At 67.8% G+C, this 21,359-nt stretch carries 21 protein-coding genes; 7 read left to right on the top strand and 14 right to left on the bottom strand.

Features of this window, described 5'->3' with window-relative positions; genetic code table 11:
• Positions 1–9: 9 nt before the first annotated feature.
• Both mmsA and chvE read right to left on the bottom strand, forming a co-directional pair.
• Positions 10–1,530 (bottom strand): multiple monosaccharide ABC transporter ATP-binding protein, encoded by a 1,521-nt coding sequence (gene mmsA / locus ACX9MO_RS01925; protein ID WP_222492703.1) that lies wholly within the window; start codon positions 1,528–1,530, stop codon positions 10–12.
• Between the two features lie 107 nt (positions 1,531–1,637).
• The gene (chvE, locus tag ACX9MO_RS01920; RefSeq protein WP_462213344.1) at positions 1,638–2,693 is read right to left on the bottom strand and encodes a multiple monosaccharide ABC transporter substrate-binding protein; all 1,056 of its coding nucleotides are present in this window, start codon (positions 2,691–2,693) and stop codon (positions 1,638–1,640) included.
• Positions 2,694–2,846: 153 nt separating this feature from the next.
• Here chvE and ACX9MO_RS01915 point away from each other — a divergent pair, with 153 nt between their 5' ends.
• The gene (locus tag ACX9MO_RS01915) at positions 2,847–3,764 is read left to right on the top strand and encodes a LysR family transcriptional regulator (protein ID WP_462213343.1); all 918 of its coding nucleotides are present in this window, start codon (positions 2,847–2,849) and stop codon (positions 3,762–3,764) included.
• A gap of 15 nt (positions 3,765–3,779) precedes the next feature.
• On the opposite strand, the gene ACX9MO_RS01910 is transcribed toward ACX9MO_RS01915, so the two are convergent.
• From ACX9MO_RS01910 to ACX9MO_RS01900, 3 genes are all read right to left on the bottom strand, one after another.
• Entirely contained in the window at positions 3,780–4,310 is a 531-nt protein-coding gene (locus ACX9MO_RS01910; RefSeq protein WP_462213342.1) for an adenine phosphoribosyltransferase, read from the bottom strand.
• On the bottom strand, positions 4,310–5,179 hold the full coding sequence (locus ACX9MO_RS01905) for an S-methyl-5'-thioadenosine phosphorylase (RefSeq protein WP_462213341.1): 870 nt from the start codon (positions 5,177–5,179) through the stop codon (positions 4,310–4,312). Before ACX9MO_RS01905 ends, ACX9MO_RS01910 begins: the two co-directional genes overlap by 1 nt.
• 110 nt (positions 5,180–5,289) lie before the next feature.
• Positions 5,290–5,874 carry a flavin reductase family protein gene (locus tag ACX9MO_RS01900; RefSeq protein ID WP_462213340.1) on the bottom strand — a complete coding sequence of 195 codons (585 nt, stop codon included), beginning with the start codon at positions 5,872–5,874 and terminating at the stop codon, positions 5,290–5,292.
• A gap of 82 nt (positions 5,875–5,956) precedes the next feature.
• On the opposite strand from ACX9MO_RS01900, the gene ACX9MO_RS01895 reads away from it, so the two are divergent.
• Both ACX9MO_RS01895 and ACX9MO_RS01890 read left to right on the top strand, forming a co-directional pair.
• Positions 5,957–6,442: a GNAT family N-acetyltransferase gene (locus ACX9MO_RS01895; protein WP_462213339.1), complete on the top strand. Its 486-nt coding sequence runs from the start codon at positions 5,957–5,959 to the stop codon at positions 6,440–6,442.
• Positions 6,443–6,570: 128 nt separating this feature from the next.
• A complete protein-coding gene (locus tag ACX9MO_RS01890) occupies positions 6,571–7,356 on the top strand; it encodes an EcsC family protein (RefSeq protein WP_222493057.1) in 786 nt (261 codons plus the stop codon).
• A 94-nt stretch (positions 7,357–7,450) separates the two neighbouring features.
• Here the strand turns inward: ACX9MO_RS01890 and ilvD are convergent, their stop codons facing one another.
• On the bottom strand, positions 7,451–9,313 hold the full coding sequence (ilvD, locus tag ACX9MO_RS01885) for a dihydroxy-acid dehydratase (protein ID WP_462213338.1): 1,863 nt from the start codon (positions 9,311–9,313) through the stop codon (positions 7,451–7,453).
• Positions 9,314–9,421: 108 nt separating this feature from the next.
• Here ilvD and ACX9MO_RS01880 point away from each other — a divergent pair, with 108 nt between their 5' ends.
• Entirely contained in the window at positions 9,422–10,333 is a 912-nt protein-coding gene (locus ACX9MO_RS01880; RefSeq protein WP_462213337.1) for a LysR family transcriptional regulator, read from the top strand.
• Between the two features lie 65 nt (positions 10,334–10,398).
• On the opposite strand, the gene ACX9MO_RS01875 is transcribed toward ACX9MO_RS01880, so the two are convergent.
• The 5 genes from ACX9MO_RS01875 to purE all read right to left on the bottom strand — a co-directional run bounded on the left by ACX9MO_RS01875 (position 10,399) and on the right by purE (position 15,452).
• Positions 10,399–11,058 carry a DUF2161 domain-containing phosphodiesterase gene (locus ACX9MO_RS01875; protein ID WP_462213336.1) on the bottom strand — a complete coding sequence of 220 codons (660 nt, stop codon included), beginning with the start codon at positions 11,056–11,058 and terminating at the stop codon, positions 10,399–10,401.
• A 218-nt stretch (positions 11,059–11,276) separates the two neighbouring features.
• The gene (gene argF, locus ACX9MO_RS01870) at positions 11,277–12,203 is read right to left on the bottom strand and encodes an ornithine carbamoyltransferase (protein ID WP_222492722.1); all 927 of its coding nucleotides are present in this window, start codon (positions 12,201–12,203) and stop codon (positions 11,277–11,279) included.
• Between the two features lie 62 nt (positions 12,204–12,265).
• Positions 12,266–13,453: an acetylornithine transaminase gene (locus ACX9MO_RS01865; RefSeq protein WP_462213335.1), complete on the bottom strand. Its 1,188-nt coding sequence runs from the start codon at positions 13,451–13,453 to the stop codon at positions 12,266–12,268.
• Between the two features lie 441 nt (positions 13,454–13,894).
• Complete coding sequence (locus ACX9MO_RS01860) at positions 13,895–14,971, bottom strand: 5-(carboxyamino)imidazole ribonucleotide synthase (RefSeq protein ID WP_462213334.1); 1,077 nt, start codon at positions 14,969–14,971, stop codon at positions 13,895–13,897.
• Positions 14,964–15,452, bottom strand: coding sequence for a 5-(carboxyamino)imidazole ribonucleotide mutase (gene purE, locus ACX9MO_RS01855; protein WP_462213333.1), 489 nt, complete (start codon positions 15,450–15,452; stop codon positions 14,964–14,966). The genes ACX9MO_RS01860 and purE overlap by 8 nt, the downstream gene beginning before the upstream one ends.
• A 690-nt stretch (positions 15,453–16,142) precedes the next feature.
• On the opposite strand from purE, the gene ACX9MO_RS01850 reads away from it, so the two are divergent.
• Complete coding sequence (locus tag ACX9MO_RS01850) at positions 16,143–17,819, top strand: AMP-binding protein (RefSeq protein WP_462213332.1); 1,677 nt, start codon at positions 16,143–16,145, stop codon at positions 17,817–17,819.
• A gap of 4 nt (positions 17,820–17,823) precedes the next feature.
• Here ACX9MO_RS01850 and ACX9MO_RS01845 read toward each other — a convergent pair whose 3' ends face one another.
• Both ACX9MO_RS01845 and ACX9MO_RS01840 read right to left on the bottom strand, forming a co-directional pair.
• On the bottom strand, positions 17,824–18,798 hold the full coding sequence (locus ACX9MO_RS01845) for an NAD(P)H-dependent flavin oxidoreductase (RefSeq protein ID WP_409996981.1): 975 nt from the start codon (positions 18,796–18,798) through the stop codon (positions 17,824–17,826).
• 235 nt (positions 18,799–19,033) lie between these two features.
• A complete protein-coding gene (locus ACX9MO_RS01840; RefSeq protein WP_222492758.1) occupies positions 19,034–19,258 on the bottom strand; it encodes a YdcH family protein in 225 nt (74 codons plus the stop codon).
• Between the two features lie 167 nt (positions 19,259–19,425).
• Here ACX9MO_RS01840 and ACX9MO_RS01835 point away from each other — a divergent pair, with 167 nt between their 5' ends.
• Together ACX9MO_RS01835 and ACX9MO_RS01830 are read left to right on the top strand one after the other, a co-directional pair.
• On the top strand, positions 19,426–19,839 hold the full coding sequence (locus ACX9MO_RS01835; RefSeq protein ID WP_222492760.1) for an Hsp20 family protein: 414 nt from the start codon (positions 19,426–19,428) through the stop codon (positions 19,837–19,839).
• Positions 19,840–19,842: 3 nt separating this feature from the next.
• On the top strand, positions 19,843–20,067 hold the full coding sequence (locus ACX9MO_RS01830; RefSeq protein WP_222492762.1) for a DUF1150 family protein: 225 nt from the start codon (positions 19,843–19,845) through the stop codon (positions 20,065–20,067).
• Positions 20,068–20,330: 263 nt separating this feature from the next.
• On the opposite strand, the gene trxB is transcribed toward ACX9MO_RS01830, so the two are convergent.
• Positions 20,331–21,332, bottom strand: coding sequence for a thioredoxin-disulfide reductase (trxB, locus tag ACX9MO_RS01825; protein WP_222492764.1), 1,002 nt, complete (start codon positions 21,330–21,332; stop codon positions 20,331–20,333).
• Positions 21,333–21,359: the final 27 nt, after the last annotated feature.

Genomic DNA, 21,359 nt, shown 5'->3' with positions numbered 1-21,359 from the left:
CTCTTTCCCTTATTCCGTCACGATGAGCGACATGATGCGCTCCTGGCTGGCGTCCTCGGCCGTCAGTTCCCCGACGAGGGCGCCTTCGTTCATCACGTAGATGCGGTCACACATGCCCAGGAGTTCGGGCATCTCGGAGGAGATCATCAGCACGCCTTTCCCCTGAGCGGAGAGGTCGTTGATGATCCCGTAAATCTCGAATTTCGCGCCGACGTCGATCCCGCGGGTCGGTTCGTCGAGGATCAGGATGTCGGGTTCGGCAAAGAGCCACTTGGACAGGACGACCTTCTGCTGGTTCCCGCCCGAGAGGTTCATCACCTTCTGGAAGACGCTGGGGGTGCGGATGTTCATCGCGCGCCGGTAGCGTTCCGAGACCTCGGTCTCCTCGTTCTCGTTCAGCACGCCGCCAGCGGAGACGCCTTCGAGGTTGGCCAGCGTGATGTTGCGCCGGATCGGCTCCTCGAGGATCAGGCCGAGGCTCTTGCGGTCCTCGGTGACATAGGCGAGGCCTGCGTCGATGGCGCGGTCCACGCGGCTCACGTCCGCTTCCTTGCCGTTGATCCGCACCCGGCCCGAGATGTTCTTGCCGTAGGACTGGCCGAAAAGGCTCATCGCCAGCTCCGTCCGGCCAGAGCCCATGAGCCCCGCGATGCCGACAACCTCGCCTGCGCGGACGTTGAACCGTGCCGAGCGGATGACCTGCCGGTCCACGTGCTCCGGGTGCCAGACGTTCCAGTCCTCGACCTCCAGCAGCATCTCGCCCGCGCGGCGGGTCCGCTCGGGGTAGCGATGCGCCATGTCCCGGCCCACCATGTCGCGCACGATGGCATCCTCGGTGATTGGCTGGCTGCGGGCATCCATCGTGGAGACGGCCGTGCCGTCGCGGATCACTGTGACCGTGTCGGCGACGCGGCGGACCTCGTTCAGCTTGTGGCTTATGATGATGCTGGTGACGCCCTGGTCCTTCAGTTCCAGCAGCAGGTCCAGCAGGGCCTGGCTGTCGCTCTCCGACAGGGCGGCGGTCGGCTCGTCGAGGATCAGCAGCCGCACCTCCTTGGAGAGCGCCTTGGCGATCTCGACCAGCTGCTGCTTGCCGACGCCCAGCTTGTCCACCAGCGTGGTGGGGGCCTCGCGCAGGCCGACCTTGCGCAGCAGGCTCTCTGTCTTGCGGAAGGTCTCGGGCCAGTGGATCACGCCGTTCTGCGCGCATTCGTTGCCCAGAAACAGGTTCTCCGCGATCGAGAGCAGCGGTACGAGGGCCAGCTCCTGATGGATGATGATGATGCCGCGCTTCTCGCTGTCCGCGATGTCGCGGAATTCGGCGAGCGCGCCGTCGTAGTGGATTTCCCCGTCGTAGCTGCCAGCCGGGTAGACCCCGGAGAGCACCTTCATCAGAGTGGATTTGCCGGCGCCATTCTCGCCGACCAATGCGTGGATTTCACCCTTGCGGACGGTCAGGTTGACCCCGTCCAGCGCCTTGACCCCCGGAAAGGTCTTGGTGATCGCGCGCATCTCAAGAAGTGCCGTCATGACACAGCCTCCGCCTTGGGTGGGCCTGTTCTGCCTGATGTGCTCGTCCGGACCTGCCCGGGCAGGGCCGAAGCCGCTGCCCGGACAGACCGGGAGGACCTCGTCGGTTACTTGACCTGATCCATCGTGTAGTAGCCGGTCTCGATCAGGCGCTCTTCCCAGTTCGCCTTGGTGACCGGCAGCGGCTCCAGCAGGTAGGAGGGCACGACCTTCACGCCGTTGTCGTAGGTCGAGGTGTCGTTGATCTCGGGCTCGCCGCCGTCGAGCAGGGCATCCACCATCTTGACGGTGACGCCCGCCAGCGAGCGGGTGTCCTTGAAGATCGTCGAATACTGCTCGTCCGCGAGGATCGACTTGACCGAGGGCACCTCGGCGTCCTGCCCGGTGACGATCGGCATCTTCATGTCGCCGGAGCCGTAGCCCACGCCCTTGAGCGAGGACAGGATGCCGATGGAGAGCCCGTCGTAGGGCGAGAGCACCCCGTGCACGTCCTTGTCGGTGTAATTGGCGGAAAGCAGGTTATCCATCCGCGACTGCGCCACGGCGCCGTCCCACCGCAGGGTGCCGACGGTGTCCATGCCCATCTGGCCCGAGACCACCTCGATGTCGCCCGCGTCGATCATCGGTTGCAGCACGGACATGGCGCCGTCGTAGAAGAAGTAGGCGTTGTTGTCGTCCGGCGAGCCGCCGAAAAGCTCCACGTTCCAGGGCTTCTGGTCCGGGAAACGCTCCTTCAGCCCGTCCACCAGCGTCGAGGCCTGCTGCACGCCGACCTTGAAGTTGTCGAAGGTGGCGTAATAGTCGACGTTGCCGCTGTCGCGGATCAGGCGGTCATAGGCGATGACCTTGATGCCCGAGGCGGCGGCGTTCTCCAGCGCGTTCGACAGCGTGGTGCCGTCGATGGCCGCGATCACCAGCACGTCCACGCCCTTGGTGATCATGTTCTCGATCTGGGCCAGCTGGTTGGGAATGTCATCCTCGGCATATTGCAGGTCGGTGTCGTAGCCGGCGGCCTCGAACTGCTCGACCATCGAGTTGCCGTCCGAGATCCAGCGGGCCGACGATTTGGTCGGCATGGCAATGCCCACGGTCCCGTCTGCAAGGGCCGCGGTGGCAAGCATGGCCAGAGCACTGGCCGAGGCCAGGACTTTCGAAAGTGTCATGATGTTCCTCCTCAAGTGCGCCGGGGTCCTCCACCGGCGCCGGGTCTCCCTGTCGGGTCCTCCCGAACCCGTCTCAGGGGTAACAGGGGGTTCGCATATCCCTCAATTCAGTTTTTTCGCCATCTGCATATCGAAAGTGTTATTTATGCCGGTATGGAATTCGCCCAACGCCTGCGCCCGTCCCACCTGTCGTTGCTGCTCCGCATCGCGGAGACGGGGCAGTTGCAGCGCGCGGCCCAGCTCTGCGCCATGTCCCAGCCTGCCGCGTCCCGCATCCTCGCGGAGGTGGAGGAACGCGCGGGCGGGCCGCTTTTCGAGAGACATCCCAAGGGGATGCGGCCAACGGCCCTGGGCGAGATCTGCGTGCGCCACGCGACGATCATCCTCGATCAGTTCGCAGCGCTTGAGGCCGAGAGCCGCCGGATTTCCGCAGGCGAGGTGGGGCGCGTGCGCGTCGGTGCGGTGACGGGCCCGGCGGTTGGGTTGCTGATGCCCGCCGTGCGTGACGTCAAGGCAGCCACCCCGGATATCGAGATGACGATCGAGGTTGCGCCCTCCACGACGCTCGTGCGCGGGCTGGTGGATGGCAATTTCGACTTCGTCATTGCGCGCCTGCCGCCGGAACACGACAGCCGCGATTTCCGGCTCTACCCGGCGCGGAGCGAGGTGGTCTCACTGCTGGTGCGTCCCGACCATCCGCTGGCGGGGCAGGGCGAGGTGGCGCTGGAGCAGTTGCAGGGCTTCGAGTGGGTGATCCAGGAGGTCGGCTCGCCGATCCGGCAGGCGGTGGAGGCGGCGTTCCTGGAACGCGAGTTGCGCACGCCTGCGCGGGTGACGAACTCCTCCTCCTTCCTCGTGGTGCTGGCGATGCTGGCCGAGAGCGACGCCATCGCGCCCCAGACCGAGGAGGTGGCGCAGATGCTGGCGGAGGGGCCGCTTGGCGGGCGGCTGGCGGCGCTGCGGCTGGCCGAGCCGATCCTCGTGTCGCCCTGCTTCATCATCCAGAACCGCTTCCGGCAGATCCCGCCCGCCGCCCGGCACGTTCTGGACCGGGTCTTTGCCCACCTTTGAGGGCCCGCTGACGGATCAGAGCCCCTCGTAGGCGCAGAGCGCCGTCACCGCATAACCCAGCTTCTCCAGCCGGGCGCGTCCGCCGAGGTCGGGCAGGTCCACCACGAAGGCGCAGCCGGTGATCACGCCGCCCAGTTTCTCCACCAGCGTGATGCCGGCCTCGGCCGTGCCGCCGGTGGCGAGCAGGTCATCGACGATCAGCACCCGTTCGCCCGCCGTGATGGCATCGTCGTGGATTTCGACCACTGCCTCGCCGTATTCCAGCGTGTAGCTCTGCGCGATCGTGGCGGCCGGCAGCTTGCCCGCCTTGCGCACCGGCACGAAGCCGCAGGACAGCTGATGCGCCACCGCGCCGCCGAGGATGAAACCGCGCGCCTCCAGCCCCACGACCTTGTCGATGCGCGTGCCCGCGAAGGGCTGCACCAGCTGGTCCACCGCCAGCCGGAAGCCGCGGGCGTTGCCAAAGAGAGTGGTCACATCGCGAAAGAGGATGCCCTCGTGCGGGAAGTCGGGGATCGTGCGGATGTAATTGCGGATGTCGTCCATCACAGCACCCGCCCGGCCACGGCGCCGAGCTTTGCCAGTAGCGTGGGATCGCGTTTCTCGGGGGCGGTGAGCAGGGCATGCTCCAGCGACCGGTCGCAGCCTTCCGAGCAGGGCGCGGGCGAGCCTGTCAGCAGCCGCGGCAACTCCCGCACGAGGGCACGGCCCTTGTCGGCGTTGCCGAGCAGCGTGTCTCGGATCTTGGTGACGTCCACCGCGCCGTGGTCTTCGTGCCAGCTGTCGTAGTCGGTGACCATGGCGATGGGGGCGTAGCAGATCTCGGCTTCGCGGGCGAGCTTGGCCTCGGGCATGTTGGTCATGCCGATGACGTCGCAATTCCAGACGTTGCGGTACATCAGGCTCTCGGCCAGGGTCGAGAACTGCGGGCCTTCCATGGCGAGATAGGTGCCGCCGCGGTGCAGGGTGATGTCGGCCGCCCGCGCGGCTTCCGCCACGAGGTCGGAGAGCCGCAGGCAGGTGGGATGGCCAAGCGAGACATGGGCCACGCAGCCGGTGCCGAAGAAGCTCTTCTCGCGCGCGAAGGTGCGGTCGATGAACTGGTCGACGAGGACGAAATCGCCCGGCGCCAGCTCCTCGCGGAACGAGCCGCAGGCGGAGAGGGCGACGATATCGGTCACGCCCAGCCGTTTCATCGCGTCGATATTGGCGCGGTAGGGCACCTCGGTCGGCGAATGGACATGGCCGCGCCCGTGGCGGGGCAGGAAGGCCAGCCGGGTGCCCGCCAGCCGCCCCGTCAGGATCGCGTCGGAGGGCGCGCCCCAGGGCGTCTCGACCTCCTGCCACGTCGCCTCTTCGAGCCCCTCGATCTGGTAGAGGCCCGAGCCGCCGATGATCCCAAGTACACGTTCCATGCGCCGCTCCCCTATGCCTGTGCCAGTGCCAGTGCTTGTGCCAGTGCTTGTGCTTGTGGCTTTGCCCGCAGCTTACGCAGCGGCGGGCAGGGTGCAACGGCGCGCTGCGATCAGTCGTCGGGGCGTGTCAGTTCGAACACGTCGGTGACGCTTGCGTAGTCACGGTAGCCAAGCCGCGAGAGCGCCTGGAAGGTGGTGACGTCGAAGCGCCCGTCCACGAGGCAATCCTCGCGGATGTGCACGCCGGTGACCTCGCCGAGGATCAGCCAGTTGTCCGCGCCCTCCAGCTGCACGATCTGGGTCACGCGGCATTCCAGCGAGGCGGGCGCATTGGCCACGCGCGAGCAGGGGATCGTCTCGCACTCGGCGCGGTCGATCCCGGCGTGGGTGAACTCGTCGGTCTCGGGCGTCAGCGCGGCGGAGGTGGCGTTCATCACGTCGCGGGCGGCGGTCTCCACCACGTTGGCGCAGAAGACGCCGGTCTCGCGGATGTTGCGCAGGCTGTCCTTGGAGGAGGTGGAGGCGAACATCACCTGCGGCGGCACATAGGCAACCGCGTTGAAGAAGGAATAGGGCGCGAGGTTTTCGGACCCGTCCTTGCCGCGGGTCGAGATCCAGCCGATCGGGCGGGGAGAGACGATGGCGTTGAACGGGTTATGGGGCAGCCCGTGGCCGTCCTTCGGTTCGTAGAACATGTGACCTCCGATGGTTTGCCCCCGGTGTAGCGCCATGCTAACTGCCGTGCCACTGACTTCAGCCAACGGGGCCGCAGGACGCATGTTCACCGTTACACAGGAACATTCCGAGGACTGGTGGGAGGTCGAGGCGCTCTATGACCTCTGCTTCGCCCCGGGTCGGACCGCGCTGTCGTCCTACCGGTTGCGCGATGGCGTGCCGCAGGTGGCGGAGCTGAGCCGGATCGCCCGCGATGCCGATGGCATCCTTGGCGGGGCGATCCGCTACTGGCCGATCCGCGTGGGCGGGGTGATATCACTTCTGCTGGGGCCGGTGGCCGTGCACCCGACGCACCAGGGCGAAGGGCTGGGGGCGCTGCTGATCCAGGACAGCCTTGCCCTGGCCGAGGCGCGGGGCTGGGAACGGGTGATGCTGGTGGGCGATGCGCCCTATTACAGCCGTTTCGGCTTTACCAAGCTGGACGACGTGGTGATGCCGCCGCCGACCAACCCCGACCGGGTGCTGGGCCGCGCGCTGATCCCGGGCAGCTGGGACGGCATCAAGGGCGAGGTCGTGCGCGCCTATTGAGCGCGCCGCGCCGGGCGCGCCCGGTGGGCAGGAGCCGCCGATCTGCGTTTGTGAATCCGATAAACATTGAAAGCGGCGCCCGTCGGCCCAATCTATCTCCCATGCAGCGGGAGTGTGAGATGCAGCAGATGGAACGCCCCGGCGCGGATCAGAGCCGCGCCCTGATCACCGACGAGACCTCGGAGGCGCTGGAGGCGCTGGCCAAGCGCTATCGCAACGCGGGCGGCATGGGGATGCAGGTCCTGTCGCTGATCGGCGGCAAGGCCGAAGGCCTGCTGGACCGGCTGCCGGGCGATGTGCGCGGCCGGCTCGACAAGGCCACTGGCATGGCGCTCAACGTCGCGGTGAAGGCGGCGCATGGATCCCGCGGGATGGTGGGGGACCAGCCCGGCTGGCTCAACACCGTGACAACGACGGCCATGGGGGCAGCGGGCGGCTTTGGCGGGGTCTCGGCCTCGCTGGCGGAGCTGCCGGTGACCACCACGGTCCTGATGCGCGCGATCCTCGGCGTGGCGGCGGAGCATGGCTTCGACCCCTCCGAGGAGAACGTGCAGTTCGACTGTATCGAGGTCTTTGCCGCCTCGGGCCCGCTGGGGGTGAACGAGGCCGCGGACTTCAGCTTCCTGACCGCCCGCTTCGCGCTGACCGGAAAGACGGTGCAGGGCGTCATTGCGCGGGTCGCGCCCAAGCTGGCGGTGGCCATGGGGCAGAAGCTGGCGGCCCAGACCGTGCCGGTGCTGGGCGCCGTGGCGGGGGCGGCGACGAACTACGCCTACACCAGCTATTACCAGGAGGTGGCCCATGTCAGCTTCGGCCTGCGCCGGCTGGCGATAGAGGCCGACGTGCCCTATCCGATCCTCGTGGAGGAGCTGCGCGCCCGCGTCACCCGCAAGCCCCTGCCGCGCCAGAGCTGAGCCGAACCGCGCCGGATATGCGAAACGCCCGCCCCGGGTCCGGGGCGGGCGTTCTGCAGTGTGTCACCCCGTGGGGCGGGGGTCCGAGGACCGGTCAGCCGCGCGGCTTGGCGCCGGTCAGCTGGGTCACGTCGCGCACCGCACCCTTGGCGGCGGAGGTGGTCAGCGCCGCATAGGCCTGCAGCGCCGAAGAGACCTTGCGCGTCCGTTTCTCGACCGGTTTCCAGCCCGCGGCCTCCTGCGCGGCACGACGTGCGGCCAGCGTGGCGTCGTCCACGGCGAGGTGGATCGTGCGGTTGGGGATGTCGATCTCGATCTTGTCACCCTTCTCGACGAGGCCGATGGTGCCGCCCTCGGCCGCTTCCGGCGAGACGTGCCCTATGGAGAGGCCCGAGGTCCCGCCCGAGAACCGCCCGTCGGTCAGCAGGGCGCAGGCTTTGCCGAGGCCCTTCGACTTCAGGTAGCTGGTCGGGTAGAGCATCTCCTGCATCCCCGGACCGCCGCGCGGGCCCTCGTAGCGGATCACCACCACGTCGCCTTCCTTCACCTTGCCGGTGAGGATGTCGTTCACGGCGGTGTCCTGGCTTTCGCAGACATGGGCCGTGCCGGTGAACTTCAGGATCGAGGCATCCACGCCCGCGGTCTTCACGATGCAGCCGTCCTCGGCGATGTTGCCGAAGAGCACCGCAAGGCCGCCGTCCTGGCTGAAGGCGTGTTCCTTGGCGCGGATCACGCCCTTCTCACGGTCGGTGTCGAGCTCCTTGAACCGGTTCTCGGTCGAGAAGGCCTGCGTGGTGCGCACGCCGCCGGGCGCGGCCTTGAACAGCTGCTCTGCCTCGGGGTTGTTGGCGACCTTGATGTCCCAATGGGCAATTGCCTCGCCCATGGTGGTCGAATGGACCGTGGCGCAGTCGTTGTGCAGCAGCCCCGCGCGGGACAGTTCGCCGAGGATCGAGAAGATGCCACCGGCGCGGTGGACGTCCTCCATGTGGACGTTCTCGATGTTGGGCGCGACCTTGCACAGGCAGGGCACCTTGCGCGACAGCTTGTCGATGTCGTCCATGGTGAAGTCCACGCCGCCCTCGTTGGCGATCGCCAGCAGGTGCAGCACGGTATTGGTCGAGCCGCCCATGGCGATGTCGAGCGACATGGCGTTCTGGAACGCCTCGAAGGTTGCGATCTCGCGCGGCAGAAGCCCGTGTTCTTCCAGTTCGTAGTGGCGGCGCGTGATCTCGACGATCTTGCGGCCTGCCTCGAGGAACAGGTGCTTGCGGTCGGCGTGGGTCGCCAGCGTCGAGCCGTTGCCGGGCAGGGCAAGGCCGAGCGCCTCGGCGAGGCAGTTCATCGAGTTCGCGGTGAACATGCCCGAGCAGGAGCCACAGGTCGGGCAGGCGTTTTCCTCGATGTGCTGCAGCTGCTCGTCCGTGTAGGCGTCCGAGGCGGCGGCGACCATCGCGTCGACAAGGTCGATCTTCTTCACGTCCAGCGACTCGAGGTCGATCTTGCCCGCTTCCATCGGCCCGCCCGAGACGAAGATCGCGGGGATGTTCAGGCGCATGGCGGCCATCAGCATGCCGGGGGTGATCTTGTCGCAGTTGGAGATGCAGACCATGGCGTCGGCGCAGTGGGCGTTGACCATGTATTCCACGCTGTCGGCGATGACCTCGCGCGAGGGCAGGGAGTAGAGCATCCCGTCGTGGCCCATGGCGATGCCGTCATCCACGGCGATGGTGTTGAATTCCTTGGCGACGCCGCCGGCCTTCTCGACCTCGGCCGCGACCAGCTGGCCGAGGTCCTTGAGGTGGACGTGGCCCGGCACGAACTGGGTGAAGGAGTTCACGATGGCGATGATCGGCTTGCCGAAGTCGCCGTCCTTCATGCCGGTGGCACGCCACAGGCCACGGGCACCGGCCATGTTGCGGCCATGGGTACTGGTTCTCGAACGATAGCGGGGCATCGAACCCTCCCTCTAAAACTGGTCGCGCGGACCCTACAGCCCTCGAAAGCGAGAGTGAAATATATTATTCTGCTCTGATTGGGTCGCTGTGGATATGAAAGGCGGATCATGGACCTGCGCCAGCTGCGCCATTTCCTCGCCGTTGCGGAGGAGCTCCACTTCGGCCGTGCCGCCGAGAAACTGGGCATGACCCAGCCGCCGCTCTCCCAGTCGATCCGCGCGCTGGAGGCCGATCTGGGCGCGCCGCTCTTTGCTCGCACCCGGCGCTCGGTGGCGCTGACGCCCTTCGGTGCGGATTTCCTGCCCCATGTGCGCCGGGCGGTTGGTGGGGTCGATGCGCTCTCCGAGACGGCGGAGCAGCTGCGCGGGGGCGCGGCGGGGCGGTTGGAGCTCTCCTTCGTCTCGACCGCCGATTATTCCGTCCTGCCGGCGTTGGTGCAGGGGTTCCGGGCGCGGTTTCCGGGGGTGGAGCTGTCGCTGACCGAGATGACCAGCGACATGCAGATCGCGGCACTGGCGCAGGGGCGGGGGCAGGCCGGGATCCTGATCCCCCATGGCGACGATCCGTTGCCCGAGGTGCTGGCCTATCGCCGCCTGCTGGTGGAGCCGCTGGTGGCCGCCGTGCCGGAAAGCTGGTGCGCCTCTGGCCGGCTGCCGCCGGGCAGGGGCCCGCTGCCGCCGGAGGCCGTGGTGGACAAGCCGCTGATCGTCTTCCCGCGCCGGGCCGCGCCGCTCTTCCATGACCTCGTGACGGGCTTCTACACCGCGCAGGGCGTACGCCCGCAGGTGGCGCAGCACGCGATCCAGATGCAGACGATCATCAGCCTCGTCTCTGCCGGGATGGGCATCGCGCTGGTGCCCCAGTCGCTGCGCAACCTGGCCCGCGCCGGGGTCGCCTACCGCGATCTGGCAGGGGAGGCGCCGTTTCTGGAAACCGCTATCGCCTGGCGGCGGGAGGACGCGGCGCCCACGTTGCGGAACTTCCTCGCGCTCGTGGCGGAGGGTGGGGCTGCCGTCTGACCGCCGCGCTGTGCGGCGCGGGGGTATTGAGTATTTCTGGAAAGATGAAGCCGTTGTCGCGGAGGTCAGGCCGTGGTGTGCTCGGCGGCGCCGCGCGGGGTGAGGGCATAGACGCCGCGCGCGACCCGTTCGAACCAGCCGTAGTGGTCGTCGCGCAGCATGGTGGTGGCCTTGGTGACGCCGGTGGCCTTCGCGATCTCGGCCCCGCGCGAGGGCCCGTGTTTGGCCAGATGCGCGGCCACGCGGATCGCATCCTGCCGGTAGGCGGTGACGAGCCGGGTGCGGGTAGAGCCGCCGGTGTTGGGATCGCCCTCGCGCCGGGCGAATTCCCGCAGCAGGCGGGTCTGGCGCGGTTTCACCTTGCGCGGCGTGAACGGGCCGGGATCGCATTGCGGCGTCACGTGGCCATCCTTCAGACGCACCGTCAGCAGCCCGAGGCCGAGGCGGCGGCAGAGGCCGACCTGTCGGGCGAGCGCCTTGCGCCCGGTGGTGCCGGGGACGGCGAGATAGACCCAGTCGCTGAGCCGCTGGCGGTCAATGCCCTGATGCAGCAGCGCGAGGGTGAAGCCGGTCTTCAGCTCGACGATGACCGGATCGGGATCGCCATCGCGCAGGGCCATGATGTCGACGCCCTCGACCTCGGCCTTCACCTCGTAGCCCTGACCTTCGAGGAAGGCCTTCACGGGGGCGTAGAGATCGGTTTCGCGGGGACGGGAGGCGCTCATGGCACCGGTGTAGCGGAGCGGGACGGGGGCGAGAAGAGGGTTTGGGACGGGGCCGGGCGCAGGCCGCGGGATTGGGCGTAGCGTGCCGCTGTGCCGCGGCGCGTGCTGTCGATGCGGCCGTCGGCATGACGGGGCGGGCGCAGCAACGCAAAGGCCCCCGCAATCGCTTGCGGGGGCGCGTCTTCAGGGCGGGCAGGTCGCGGCCCGCGTCTTGGCGTTTACACCCCGAGGCACCAGCGCATCACGGCCTTCTGGGCGTGAAGCCGGTTCTCGGCCTCGTCGAAGATCACCGACTGAGGGCCGTCCATGACAGAGGAGGTGACCTCCTCGTTCCGGTGCGCGGGCAGGCAGTGCATGAAGAGCGCATCGGGTTTGGCCGCCTGCATCAGCGCGTCGTTCACCTGATAGGCGCGCAGCAGGTTGTGGCGCCGCTCGCGGGTCGACTGGGCGTCATGCATCGAGACCCAGGTGTCGGCCACGATCAGGTCGGCGCCGTCCACGGCCTTCCAGGGGTCGCGCTGGATGGTGAAGTCCACGCCGGCCTCGCGGGCCATGGAGACATATTCGCGGTCCGGGTCCAGCTGCTGCGGGCCGGAGAAGACCAGCTCGAATTCGAACTGCTGCGCCGCGTGGAGGAAGGAGGTGAAGACGTTGTTGCCATCGCCGGTCCAGACCACCTTCTTGCCCTTGATCGGGCCGCGGTGCTCCTCGTAGGTCATGACGTCGGCCATGATCTGGCAGGGGTGCGACCGGTCGGTCAGGCCGTTGATCACGGGGACGGAGGCATATTCCGCCATCTCCTGCACGACGCTTTCGTCGAAGGTCCGGATCATGATCAGGTCGACGTAGCGCGACAGCACCCGGGCGGTGTCGGCGATGGTTTCGCCATGGCCCAGCTGCATGTCCTGCCCCGACAGCACCATGGTCTGCCCGCCCATCTGGCGCGTGCCCACGTCGAAGGAGACGCGGGTCCGGGTCGAGGGCTTCTCGAAGATCAGTGCGACCATGTGGCCCGCGAGCGGCTGCTCGTCATCGGGGGCGCCGCGCGGGCGGCCCTGACGGGCGTCCTTCATGGCGCGGCCCTGGTCGATCATGGTCCGCAGGTCTTCGGCAGTGGTGGTGTGGATGTCGAGGAAATGGTTCATTTTTCTGTCCTTTTGGTGGGGCGGGGCCGGTCGCGTGCCGGCCGCCTGCCCGGGGGCCGGGGTTACCCGGCCGTGATCTGGCTTGCGATCTCGGTGGCGGCGGCGTCGAGACGCTTGATCGCCTCGGCGGCCTCCTCCTCGCTCAGGTTGAGCGGCGGCAGCAGGCGCAGCACGTTGTCGCCCGCGGGCACGGTGATCACGAGGTTGTCGTAGCCGGCCTTCACCACTTCGCCCACGGCGGGCTTGCACTTGAGGCCGAGCATGAGGCCGCTGCCGCGGACCTCCTCGAAGACGTCGGGATGGGCGGCGATCAGCCCTTCGAGACCCTGCCGCAGCTGGCCGCCGATGCGGTTCACATTGGCGAGGAAGGCCTCGTCCGAGACATGCTTCATCACCTCGAGGCCCACGGCGCAGCCCAGCGGGTTGCCGCCATAGGTCGAGCCATGGGTGCCCGCGACCATGCCCTGCGCGGCCTCTTCGGTGGCCAGCACGGCGCCGAGGGGGAAGCCGCCGCCGATGCCCTTGGCGACCATCATGATGTCGGGGGTCACGCCCGCCCATTCATGGGCGAAGAGCTTGCCGGTCCGGCCCATGCCGCATTGCACCTCGTCCAGCACCAGCAGCAGCTCCTTGTCGTCGCAGAGCTTCCGCAGCATCTTGAGGTCCGCGTCGGGCAGGGGACGGATGCCGCCCTCGCCCTGGATCGGTTCGATCATGATCGCGCCGGTGGTCTCGTCGATGGCCGCGTCGAGCGCGTCCCAGTCGCCCCAGGGGATCTGCTTGAACCCGGGCAGGAGCGGGCCGAAGCCCTTGACCATCTTCTCGGTCCCCACCGCGGCGATCGCGGCGGAGGAGCGGCCGTGGAAGGCACCGGTGAAGGTCAGGATCGTGGTCTTCTGGGGCTGGCCCTTCTCGTACCAGTATTTCCGCGCCATCTTCACCGCCAGTTCCGCCGCCTCGGTGCCCGAGTTGGTGAAGAAGACGGTATCGGCGAAGGTCGCATCCACGAGGGCTGCGGCGAGCGCCTCCTGCTGGGGGATCTCGTAGAGGTTCGAGAGGTGCCAGACCTTCTGGGCCTGCTCGGTCAGCGCGGTGACAAGGGCCGGGTGGGCATGGCCGAGCGCGTTCACGGCGATGCCGGAGCCGAGGTCGAGGAAACGGCGGCCGTCCTCCTCGATCAGCCATGCGCCTTCGCCCTTCACGAAGTGAAGCGGCGCGCGGATATAGGTCGGCAGAACGGAGGGGATCATGTCACTATCCTCGTAGGGGGCCCGGAATTCATGCGCCTTGAGAGCATGAGCCTTCGGGGCAAGTCAATGTTATCGGGGGAGCTTTGATGCAGGCGCGCCGAAAGCGGCGCAGGGATCGGGCGGGCACGCAGCGACGCACCGCTGAAATTCAGCGGCGTCGGCGTCGGGAGATATGGCGTGCCAGTGCGATCATGGGGCGCGTATAGACCGAAACGCGACGCCGGGGAAGAGGGATCGCGCCATGGTCCGATCGTGCGCCGGGTCATGGCATCGCGGCCACAGGCGTCAACCATCAGGCGGAGGCTGACGGGGCAGGGGCGGCCAAGAATTTTCGAGAATTCTTGGGAAAATTCTCCGAAGAATTTTCCGGGCCTCGCGGCGGGCGCTGTGCCCGGCCGGGAGGGGGGCCGCACCGCGCGGGGCGCGCGATGCGGCGGAAGGTCAGCTTTTCGGGCGGATGTGGTTCACATGGCCCATCTTGCGGCCCGCGCGGGTCTCGGCCTTGCCGTAGAGATGCAGCGCGGTGTTGGTTTCGCGCAGCAGGTCGGGCACGCGGTCCATGTCGTCGCCGATCAGGTTCTCCATCTCGACATCCGCATGGCGCGTCCCGTCGCCGAGCGGCCAGCCCGCGACGGCGCGGATGTGCTGCTCGAACTGGTCCACGGCACAGCCGTTCTGGGTCCAGTGGCCGGAGTTGTGGACGCGCGGGGCGATCTCGTTCACCACCAGCCCCTCGGGCGTGACGAAGAGCTCGACCCCCATGACGCCGACGTAGTCGAGCGCGTTCAGGATCTTGCCCGCCATCAGCACCGCATCGGTGCGCTGCGCGGCCGAGAGCATGGCTGGCACGTTGGTGGTGCGCAGGATGCCCTCGCGGTGCACGTTCTCACCGGGATCGAAACAGGCGACTGACCCGTCGGCGCTGCGCGCCCCGATGACCGAGACCTCGCGGCTGAAGGTGACGAAGCCTTCCAGCACCGCGGGGGCGCCGTTCATCTCGTCCAGCGCGGCCGCGCCGTCCTCGGTTACCTGCAGCCGGGCCTGGCCCTTGCCGTCATAGCCGAAGCGCCGGGTCTTGAGGATCGCAGGCGCGCCGATCTGCTCCAGCGCGGTGGCGAGGCTCTCGGCATCGTCGACGGCGGCATAGGGCGCGGTTTGCAGGCCGAGCGAGGTGAGGAAATCCTTCTCCGTCATCCGGTCCTGGCTGACGCGCAGCGCCTCGCGGCCCGGACGGATCGGCACCAGCGCCTCCAGCAGGTCGAGGGCGGAGGTGGGGATGTTCTCGAACTCGTAGGTCACCACGTCGACCGACTCCGCAAAGGCGGTCAGCGCGTTGATGTCCTCGTAGGCCGCGCGGGTCACCGCATGGGCCACGTCGGCTGCGGGCGGGTTGGCGCCGGGCTCGTAGATATGGGTCCTGAGACCCAGGCGGCTGGCCGCGACCGAGAGCATCCGGCCCAGCTGGCCGCCGCCGAGAATGCCGATGGTGGCCCCTGCGGTGAGCGGGAAATCAGTCATCTGCGGGCTCCTCGGGGATCGAGGCGGAGAGCGCCTCGCGCCAGGCGTCGAGACGTTCGGCCAGGGCGGGATCGCTGATGGCGAGGATGCCCGCTGCCATGAGGCCCGCGTTGGCCGCGCCCGCCGCGCCGATCGCCATGGTGGCGACGGGGAAGCCCTTGGGCATCTGGACGATGGAATAGAGGCTGTCGACGCCCGAGAGCGCCCGGGTCTGCACCGGCACGCCGATCACCGGCACGCGGGTCTTGGAGGCCATCATGCCCGGCAGATGCGCCGCACCACCGGCGCCCGCGATGATCACGTGCAGGCCACGGCCCGCCGCTTCCTTGCCGTAGGTCCAGAGCCGGTCCGGCGTCCGATGCGCCGAGACGATCCTGGCCTCGTAGGCGATCCCGAGCTCGTCGAGAATGGTTGCGGCTTCCTTCATCGTGGGCCAGTCGGACTGGCTGCCCATGATGATGCCTACCTTGATGTCGGTCATAGCTGTCTCCCGCCGGTCCTGCCGATTTCGGCCTTATAGTCAATGGGGCGGCGCATGCAATTGGGAAGGGGCGGATGGGGCTTGCCCCGGGGCGGCGCTGCCACGGCGTGTCGGGCTGCAAGGGCCGGGATTTGGGAGAGGTCTTGGCTGCCGATAGCGTGGGGGATGTCAGCGCAGGAGGTCTGAGCCTGGGGCGCGTGGCGAGGGCGGAAGGGGGCCCAGACCCACTGCCAATTGCAGTGCCCCCGCCTGCGCGACGTCGGGGCTTGGGACGCCACCAGAGTTGAGCCTCCCGCTTCAGTTCAAATAGCGGCGGTGCAAGGGGGCCCAGTCTAACCGTTGTTTGCAGTGCCCCCCTTGGCGCTGCGGGGCGGCCTGGTGAGTCCTTGCCTCCAGTCACCTAGGAAAGTGCAAATTTCGGCGGTGGAAGGGGGCGCTGCCCCCGTCGCCTTGCGACTCCCCCGGAGTATTTGCGGAAAGATGAAGAGGCGGAGCGTCGCGGGGCACGGAGCGCAGTTAAGGGGCGGGATTGACGGGCGGGGACGGCGGGCCTAGCTTGGCGGCGAGTGTGCGAAAATAAGTTCCGCATGTCGGGATTTCGCAAGGGAGGAGAGCACGATGAAGAGCCCTGACGGGGGTGCGGCAGCCATGGCTGCCCGCGCCGCGCATGATGGTTCCCGAGATGGTACTGTGAGCGGGAGCGCAGAGCGGATCGCACCGGAGGCCACGCCGCGCCCATGGTGGCGGCATTACCCGGAGGGGGTGGACCCGCTCTATCGCCCGCGGGCCGTCTGCATCAACCGGCTGGTGGCCGAGGCCTTCGAGGCCCATGCGGGCGCGCTCTTCCTCGACTACCACGGCGACCGGATGACCTATGGCGAGACCCGCGAGGCGGTCGGCCGCGCGGCGGCGGTGCTGGCCGGGCTGGGCATCGGGGCGGGGGACCGCGTGGCGCTGCACCTGCCGAACTGCCTCTGGCACCCGATCTTCTTCTTCGGAACGCTCTCGCTGGGGGCCGTGGTGGTGCATCTGTCGCCGTTGGACGCCCCCGCCGAGATTGCTAAGAAACTGGAGGACAGCGGCGCGCGGCTGGTGATCTCGCTGACGACGCCGGAGTTCACGGGCGCTCTCGCGGGCGCGGTGCCAGACGGCGTGCAGGTGGCGCTGTTGCCCGATGCAGTCTCTGCCGCCGGGCGCGACTGCCCGTGGCCGGAGGGCGCGCTGGACCTCGCCGCGCGGCTGGAGGCAGAGACCGAACCCCGCGCCCCGCGTCCGATGGCGCCCTCCGACATTGCGCTGCTGCAATACACCGGCGGTACGACGGGCGTGCCCAAGGCGGCGGTGCTGACCCATGGCAACATCGGGGCCGCGGCGCAGATGTATTGCCACGGATCGCAGGCGGAGCCCTCCTCGCGACCGGGGTCGGCCGCGCTGATCTATGCGCCGCTCTTCCACATCATGGGCCTCGTGTCCTCGATGATGAAACGCACGCTGGAAGGCGGCACGCTCTACCTGCGGCAGCGCTTCGATCCGGCGGCCTGCCTGGAGGAGATCGAGCGCAACCGGATCAACGTCATGAGCGGTGTGCCGACCGCCTGGATCGCGCTGCTGCGCCAGCCGGACCTCGGCAGCCGGGATCTCAGCTCGCTGGAATACGCGGCCTCGGGCGGGGCCCCGCTGGCGCCGGAGGTCTATGAACGGGTGCGGCAGGCGACCGGCCTGCGGCTGCGCGGCGGCTGGGGCATGACCGAGACCTGCGCGGCGGGAACCCAGGTGCCGGCCTCGCAGCCGGGAGAGAAATGCGCCTCCATCGGGATCCCGGTGCCGGGGCTGGACCTCTGCATCTTCGATCCCGACCAGCCGGGGCGGGAACTGCCGCAGGGCGAAACCGGGGAGATCGCGGTGCGCGGGCCCAATGTCACCGCCGGCTACTGGAACCGCGCCGATCTGGCGGGCACGACCCATGTGGGCGAGTGGTTCCTGACCGGGGACATCGGCTACATCGACGAGGAGGGCCTCGTCTTCCTCGTGGACCGCAAGAAGGACCTGATCCTGTCGGGCGGCTTCAACGTCTATCCGCTGATGATCGAGAAGGCGATCCACGAGCACCCCGACGTGGCCGAGGCCATGGTGATCGGCATTCCCGATGCCTACCGGGGCGAAAGCGCCAAGGCCTTCGTGGTGCTGCGTCCGGGGGCGGAGCCTTTCACGCTGGAGGATTTGCAGGCCTTCCTCGCCGCGCGGCTGGGACGGCACGAGATCCCGCGCGCGCTCGCCTTCCGCAGCGATCTGCCGCGCACCAAGGTGGGCAAGGGGGATCGCCGCGCGCTGCGGGCGGAAGAGGAGGCGGCGCGGGCCGCCTCCTGAGGGCTCACCAGCCGGGGAGCGCCTTGAGGCGCGCCTTGGCGGCCTCGTATTCGCGGGCGAACTGGGCGACACGGTCTGCCGCGGGCACCACGTCGTGGATCGCGCCGATGCCCTGTCCCGAGCCCCAGATTTCCTTCCAGCTCTTCGGCTTGGACGAGCCGGAACCGAAGTTCATGGCCGAGGGATCGGAGCGTTCCAGCGCCGCCGGGTCGAGGCCCGCCTTGGCGATGGAGGGCGCGAGGTAGTTCCCCAGCACCCCGGTGAAGAGGTCTGAATAGACGATGTCGTCCGCGCCGCAGTCCACGATCATCTGCTTGTAGGCGGCCTCGGCATTGGCCTCCTCGGTGGCGATGAAGGCCGAGCCCGCATAGGCGCCATCGGCCCCCATGGCCTGCGCCGCGAGGATCGCGTCGCCGCGTGCCACGGCACCGGAGAGGAAGACGGGCCCCTCGAACCAGTCGCGGATCTCCTGCACGAGGGCGAAGGGAGAGAGCGCCCCGGCATGGCCACCTGCGCCCGCGGCCACGGCGATCAGCCCGTCGGCGCCCTTCTCGATCGCCTTCTTCGCGAAGCGGTTGTTGATCACGTCATGGAGCACCAGACCGCCGCAGGAATGGGCCGCCGCGTTCACTTCCTCGCGCGCGCCCAGTGAGGTGATCCAGACCGGCACCTTGTATTTCGCGCAGATCTCAACATCCCGCTCCAGCCTCGCGTTGGAGCGGTGGACGATCTGGTTCACGGCGTAGGGCGCAGCGGGGCTGTCCGGGTTCGCCTGGTTGTGGCGGTCCAGCTCCTCGGTGATGCGTTGCAGCCAGAGTTCCAGCTGGATCGGCTCGCCCGCCGCCTCGCGCGCGTTCAGCGCCGGGAAGGCCCCGACGATGCCGGCCTTGCACTGGGCGATGACGAGATCGGGGTTCGAGATGATGAACAGCGGGCTGCCGATCAGCGGCAGGCGCAGGTGTCGGAAAATCTCCGGCATGGACAAGACGATATCCTCCTTATCGGTCTGACATGTTCCTGCCAAATGGGCGCGGATCTGTCATGTCCGCCGCTGCGTCACAGCGCGGGCGGGCACAGCTTTTCGCAGGCCGGGAGGGGGCGCAAGGCCGCAGCGTTTCAATCGGTGGAAGGGGGCGTTGAAACGGGGCCATGAAAAGAGGGTCACGATCCCGGAACGGGGGCCGTCAAACACGATTGATGACGCGCGGGCGGGATCAGGCGATGATGTCGGGGGTCAGGCGGTCTTCGATCAGGGCGATCATGTCCTTGAGCTGAAGCTTCTGCTTCTTGAGCCGCTGCAAGGTCAGCTGATCCGCCGTGGGCCGTTGCTGAAGCGCGGCAATGGCATCGTCGAGGTCCCTGTGACGCTGGCGGAACACCTCCAGTTCGACGCGCAGGACATCGTCGGTCTTCATGGAAATGTCGTTCTGCGCGTTCATGCGGTGATTCCCGTCCGGCCCCGTGAGAGGTCACGATAGCGGTTTCCCCGACGCAGGCAAACCTGACAGGGACTTGCACGACCGCACACATCGCCCCATATTTTCCTTAACGGGTCGCCGCAACGGGGCCCGCAACTGACTGTCGCTTATCAGGCAAGGACGTGTCGATGTCGAAGATGACCTTGGGATCCCATCCCTATCTTCTGGGGTTCGAACAGCTTGAACGCCTGCTGGAACGCAACGCGAAATCCGGCAACGAGGGCTATCCGCCCTTCAATATCGAGCAGACCTCGGAAACCTCCTACCGGATCACGCTGGCCGTCGCCGGCTTTTCCGAAGACGATCTGGCGATCACGCTGGAAGACCGGCAACTGGTCATCCGCGGGCGTCAGTCGGACGAAACGGACGGCCGTATCTACCTGCATCGCGGGATCGCGGCGCGACAGTTCCAACGCTCCTTCGTCCTGGCCGAAGGGGTCGAGGTGGGGGAGGCCGTGATGGAAAACGGCCTGCTGCACATCGACCTGAGCCGGATGGAACCGGAGAAAGTGGTGCAACGGATCGGGATCAGAAAGGGGTAAGCCATGAATGATCAAGTGACGCTGGAAAACGAGGGCGAGCGGATCGTCTACATCCGTTCGGTCGAGGTGTCGGACCTGCCCAAGGAAGTGCGGGAGCAGGCCGTGGGTCTGGACCGGCTCTATGCCGTGCACTCCGAGGACGGCGAGCGGCTGGCGCTGGTGAAGGACCGCGAACTGGCCTTTATCCTCGCCCGGCAGAATGACCTGGAGCCGGTGACGGTTCACTGAACACGCCTTGTGAGCGCGCCGCCGGACCCTCTCCGCCGGCGCGCCGCGACAGCTGCGAGACAAAAATCTTCGAAGATTTTTGGCAGGATTCTTCGAAAAATCTTGGGTGTCCCGGTGAGACCGGGGGCGTCGTGCCGAGCGGCGCGACATGCCGCCCGTGACCTGCGTCCGGACCCGTGGAACCGGACCGTTCATGCCCACAAATGAAAAAGATCGCGCCAGGCCCCTGGCGCGATCTTTTCGTTTTCAGCGGGGGGAGGGGCTCAGACGCCCTCGTTCTCCGGGGCGCCGTGGCCGAGGGGCAGCGTGGTGTCGCCCTCTGCGAGGCCCGCCTCCGCGAGGAAGCGTTCTGCGTCCAGCGCGGCCATGCAGCCCATTCCGGCGGAGGTCACGGCCTGGCGGTACTTGTGGTCGGTCAGGTCGCCCGCGGCGAAGACGCCGGGCACCGAGGTCTCGGTTGAGCCGGGCTTCACCTTGACGTAGCCGCCGTGGTGCAGCTCCAGCTGGTCCTTCACCAGTTCCGAGGCCGGCGCGTGGCCGATGGCGACGAAGACGCCCTTGCAGGGGATCTCGCTGATCTCGCCGGTGTCGACGTGCTTGACCTTCACGGCGGTGACGCCCTTAGGGTCGTTCTCGCCCACGACCTCTTCCAGCACGTGATGCCAGAGCGGCTCGATCTTGGGGTTCTTCATCAGGCGATCGATCAGGATCCGCTCGGCGCGCAGTTCGTCGCGGCGGTGGATCAGCGTGACCTTGGAGGCGAAGTTGGTCAGGAACAGTGCCTCTTCCACGGCGGTGTTGCCGCCGCCGATGACCACGATCTCCTGACCGCGGTAGAAGAAGCCGTCACAGGTGGCGCAGGCGGAGACGCCGAAGCCCTTGTAGGCCTCCTCGGAGTCGAGCCCCAGCCACTTGGCGCGCGCGCCGGTGGCGAGGATCACCGCATCGGCGGTGAAGACCGTGCCGCTGTCGGCGGTGGCGGTGAAGGGACGTTTCGACAGGTCGAGGTCGTTGATGATGTCGCCGATGATCTCGCAGCCCATCTCGCGGGCGTGGCTCTCCATGCGGACCATCAGGTCGGGGCCCTGCACCTCGGTGTCGCCGGGCCAGTTTTCCACCTCGGTGGTGGTGGTCAGCTGGCCGCCGGGCTCGATGCCCTGCACGAGGACGGGGTTCAGCATCGCGCGGCTGGCATAGACGCCGGCGGTGTAGCCGGCGGGGCCGGAGCCGATGATGAGGACGCGGGTGTGTTTCTGGCCGGCCATGGAAATTCCTCTGTTGCGGTTGCTGCA

It is taken from the genome of Pseudooceanicola profundus, assembly GCF_054919315.1.
Note: the sequence above shows the minus strand (reverse complement) of the source record. Positions and strands in the feature narration are given on the sequence as shown.

What these genes read in the sequence shown, in the direction of transcription:
- mmsA (WP_222492703.1), bottom strand. Translation starts at nt 1,530, where the DNA reads ATGACGGCACTTCTTGAGATGCGCGCGATCACCAAGACCTTTCCGGGG.
- chvE (WP_462213344.1), bottom strand. Translation starts at nt 2,693, where the DNA reads ATGACACTTTCGAAAGTCCTGGCCTCGGCCAGTGCTCTGGCCATGCTT.
- ACX9MO_RS01915 (WP_462213343.1), top strand. Translation starts at nt 2,847, where the DNA reads ATGGAATTCGCCCAACGCCTGCGCCCGTCCCACCTGTCGTTGCTGCTC.
- ACX9MO_RS01910 (WP_462213342.1), bottom strand. Translation starts at nt 4,310, where the DNA reads ATGGACGACATCCGCAATTACATCCGCACGATCCCCGACTTCCCGCAC.
- ACX9MO_RS01905 (WP_462213341.1), bottom strand. Translation starts at nt 5,179, where the DNA reads ATGGAACGTGTACTTGGGATCATCGGCGGCTCGGGCCTCTACCAGATC.
- ACX9MO_RS01900 (WP_462213340.1), bottom strand. Translation starts at nt 5,874, where the DNA reads ATGTTCTACGAACCGAAGGACGGCCACGGGCTGCCCCATAACCCGTTC.
- ACX9MO_RS01895 (WP_462213339.1), top strand. Translation starts at nt 5,957, where the DNA reads ATGTTCACCGTTACACAGGAACATTCCGAGGACTGGTGGGAGGTCGAG.
- ACX9MO_RS01890 (WP_222493057.1), top strand. Translation starts at nt 6,571, where the DNA reads ATGGAACGCCCCGGCGCGGATCAGAGCCGCGCCCTGATCACCGACGAG.
- ilvD (WP_462213338.1), bottom strand. Translation starts at nt 9,313, where the DNA reads ATGCCCCGCTATCGTTCGAGAACCAGTACCCATGGCCGCAACATGGCC.
- ACX9MO_RS01880 (WP_462213337.1), top strand. Translation starts at nt 9,422, where the DNA reads ATGGACCTGCGCCAGCTGCGCCATTTCCTCGCCGTTGCGGAGGAGCTC.
- ACX9MO_RS01875 (WP_462213336.1), bottom strand. Translation starts at nt 11,058, where the DNA reads ATGAGCGCCTCCCGTCCCCGCGAAACCGATCTCTACGCCCCCGTGAAG.
- argF (WP_222492722.1), bottom strand. Translation starts at nt 12,203, where the DNA reads ATGAACCATTTCCTCGACATCCACACCACCACTGCCGAAGACCTGCGG.
- ACX9MO_RS01865 (WP_462213335.1), bottom strand. Translation starts at nt 13,453, where the DNA reads ATGATCCCCTCCGTTCTGCCGACCTATATCCGCGCGCCGCTTCACTTC.
- ACX9MO_RS01860 (WP_462213334.1), bottom strand. Translation starts at nt 14,971, where the DNA reads ATGACTGATTTCCCGCTCACCGCAGGGGCCACCATCGGCATTCTCGGC.
- purE (WP_462213333.1), bottom strand. Translation starts at nt 15,452, where the DNA reads ATGACCGACATCAAGGTAGGCATCATCATGGGCAGCCAGTCCGACTGG.
- ACX9MO_RS01845 (WP_409996981.1), bottom strand. Translation starts at nt 18,798, where the DNA reads ATGCCGGAGATTTTCCGACACCTGCGCCTGCCGCTGATCGGCAGCCCG.
- ACX9MO_RS01840 (WP_222492758.1), bottom strand. Translation starts at nt 19,258, where the DNA reads ATGAACGCGCAGAACGACATTTCCATGAAGACCGACGATGTCCTGCGC.
- ACX9MO_RS01835 (WP_222492760.1), top strand. Translation starts at nt 19,426, where the DNA reads ATGTCGAAGATGACCTTGGGATCCCATCCCTATCTTCTGGGGTTCGAA.
- ACX9MO_RS01830 (WP_222492762.1), top strand. Translation starts at nt 19,843, where the DNA reads ATGAATGATCAAGTGACGCTGGAAAACGAGGGCGAGCGGATCGTCTAC.
- trxB (WP_222492764.1), bottom strand. Translation starts at nt 21,332, where the DNA reads ATGGCCGGCCAGAAACACACCCGCGTCCTCATCATCGGCTCCGGCCCC.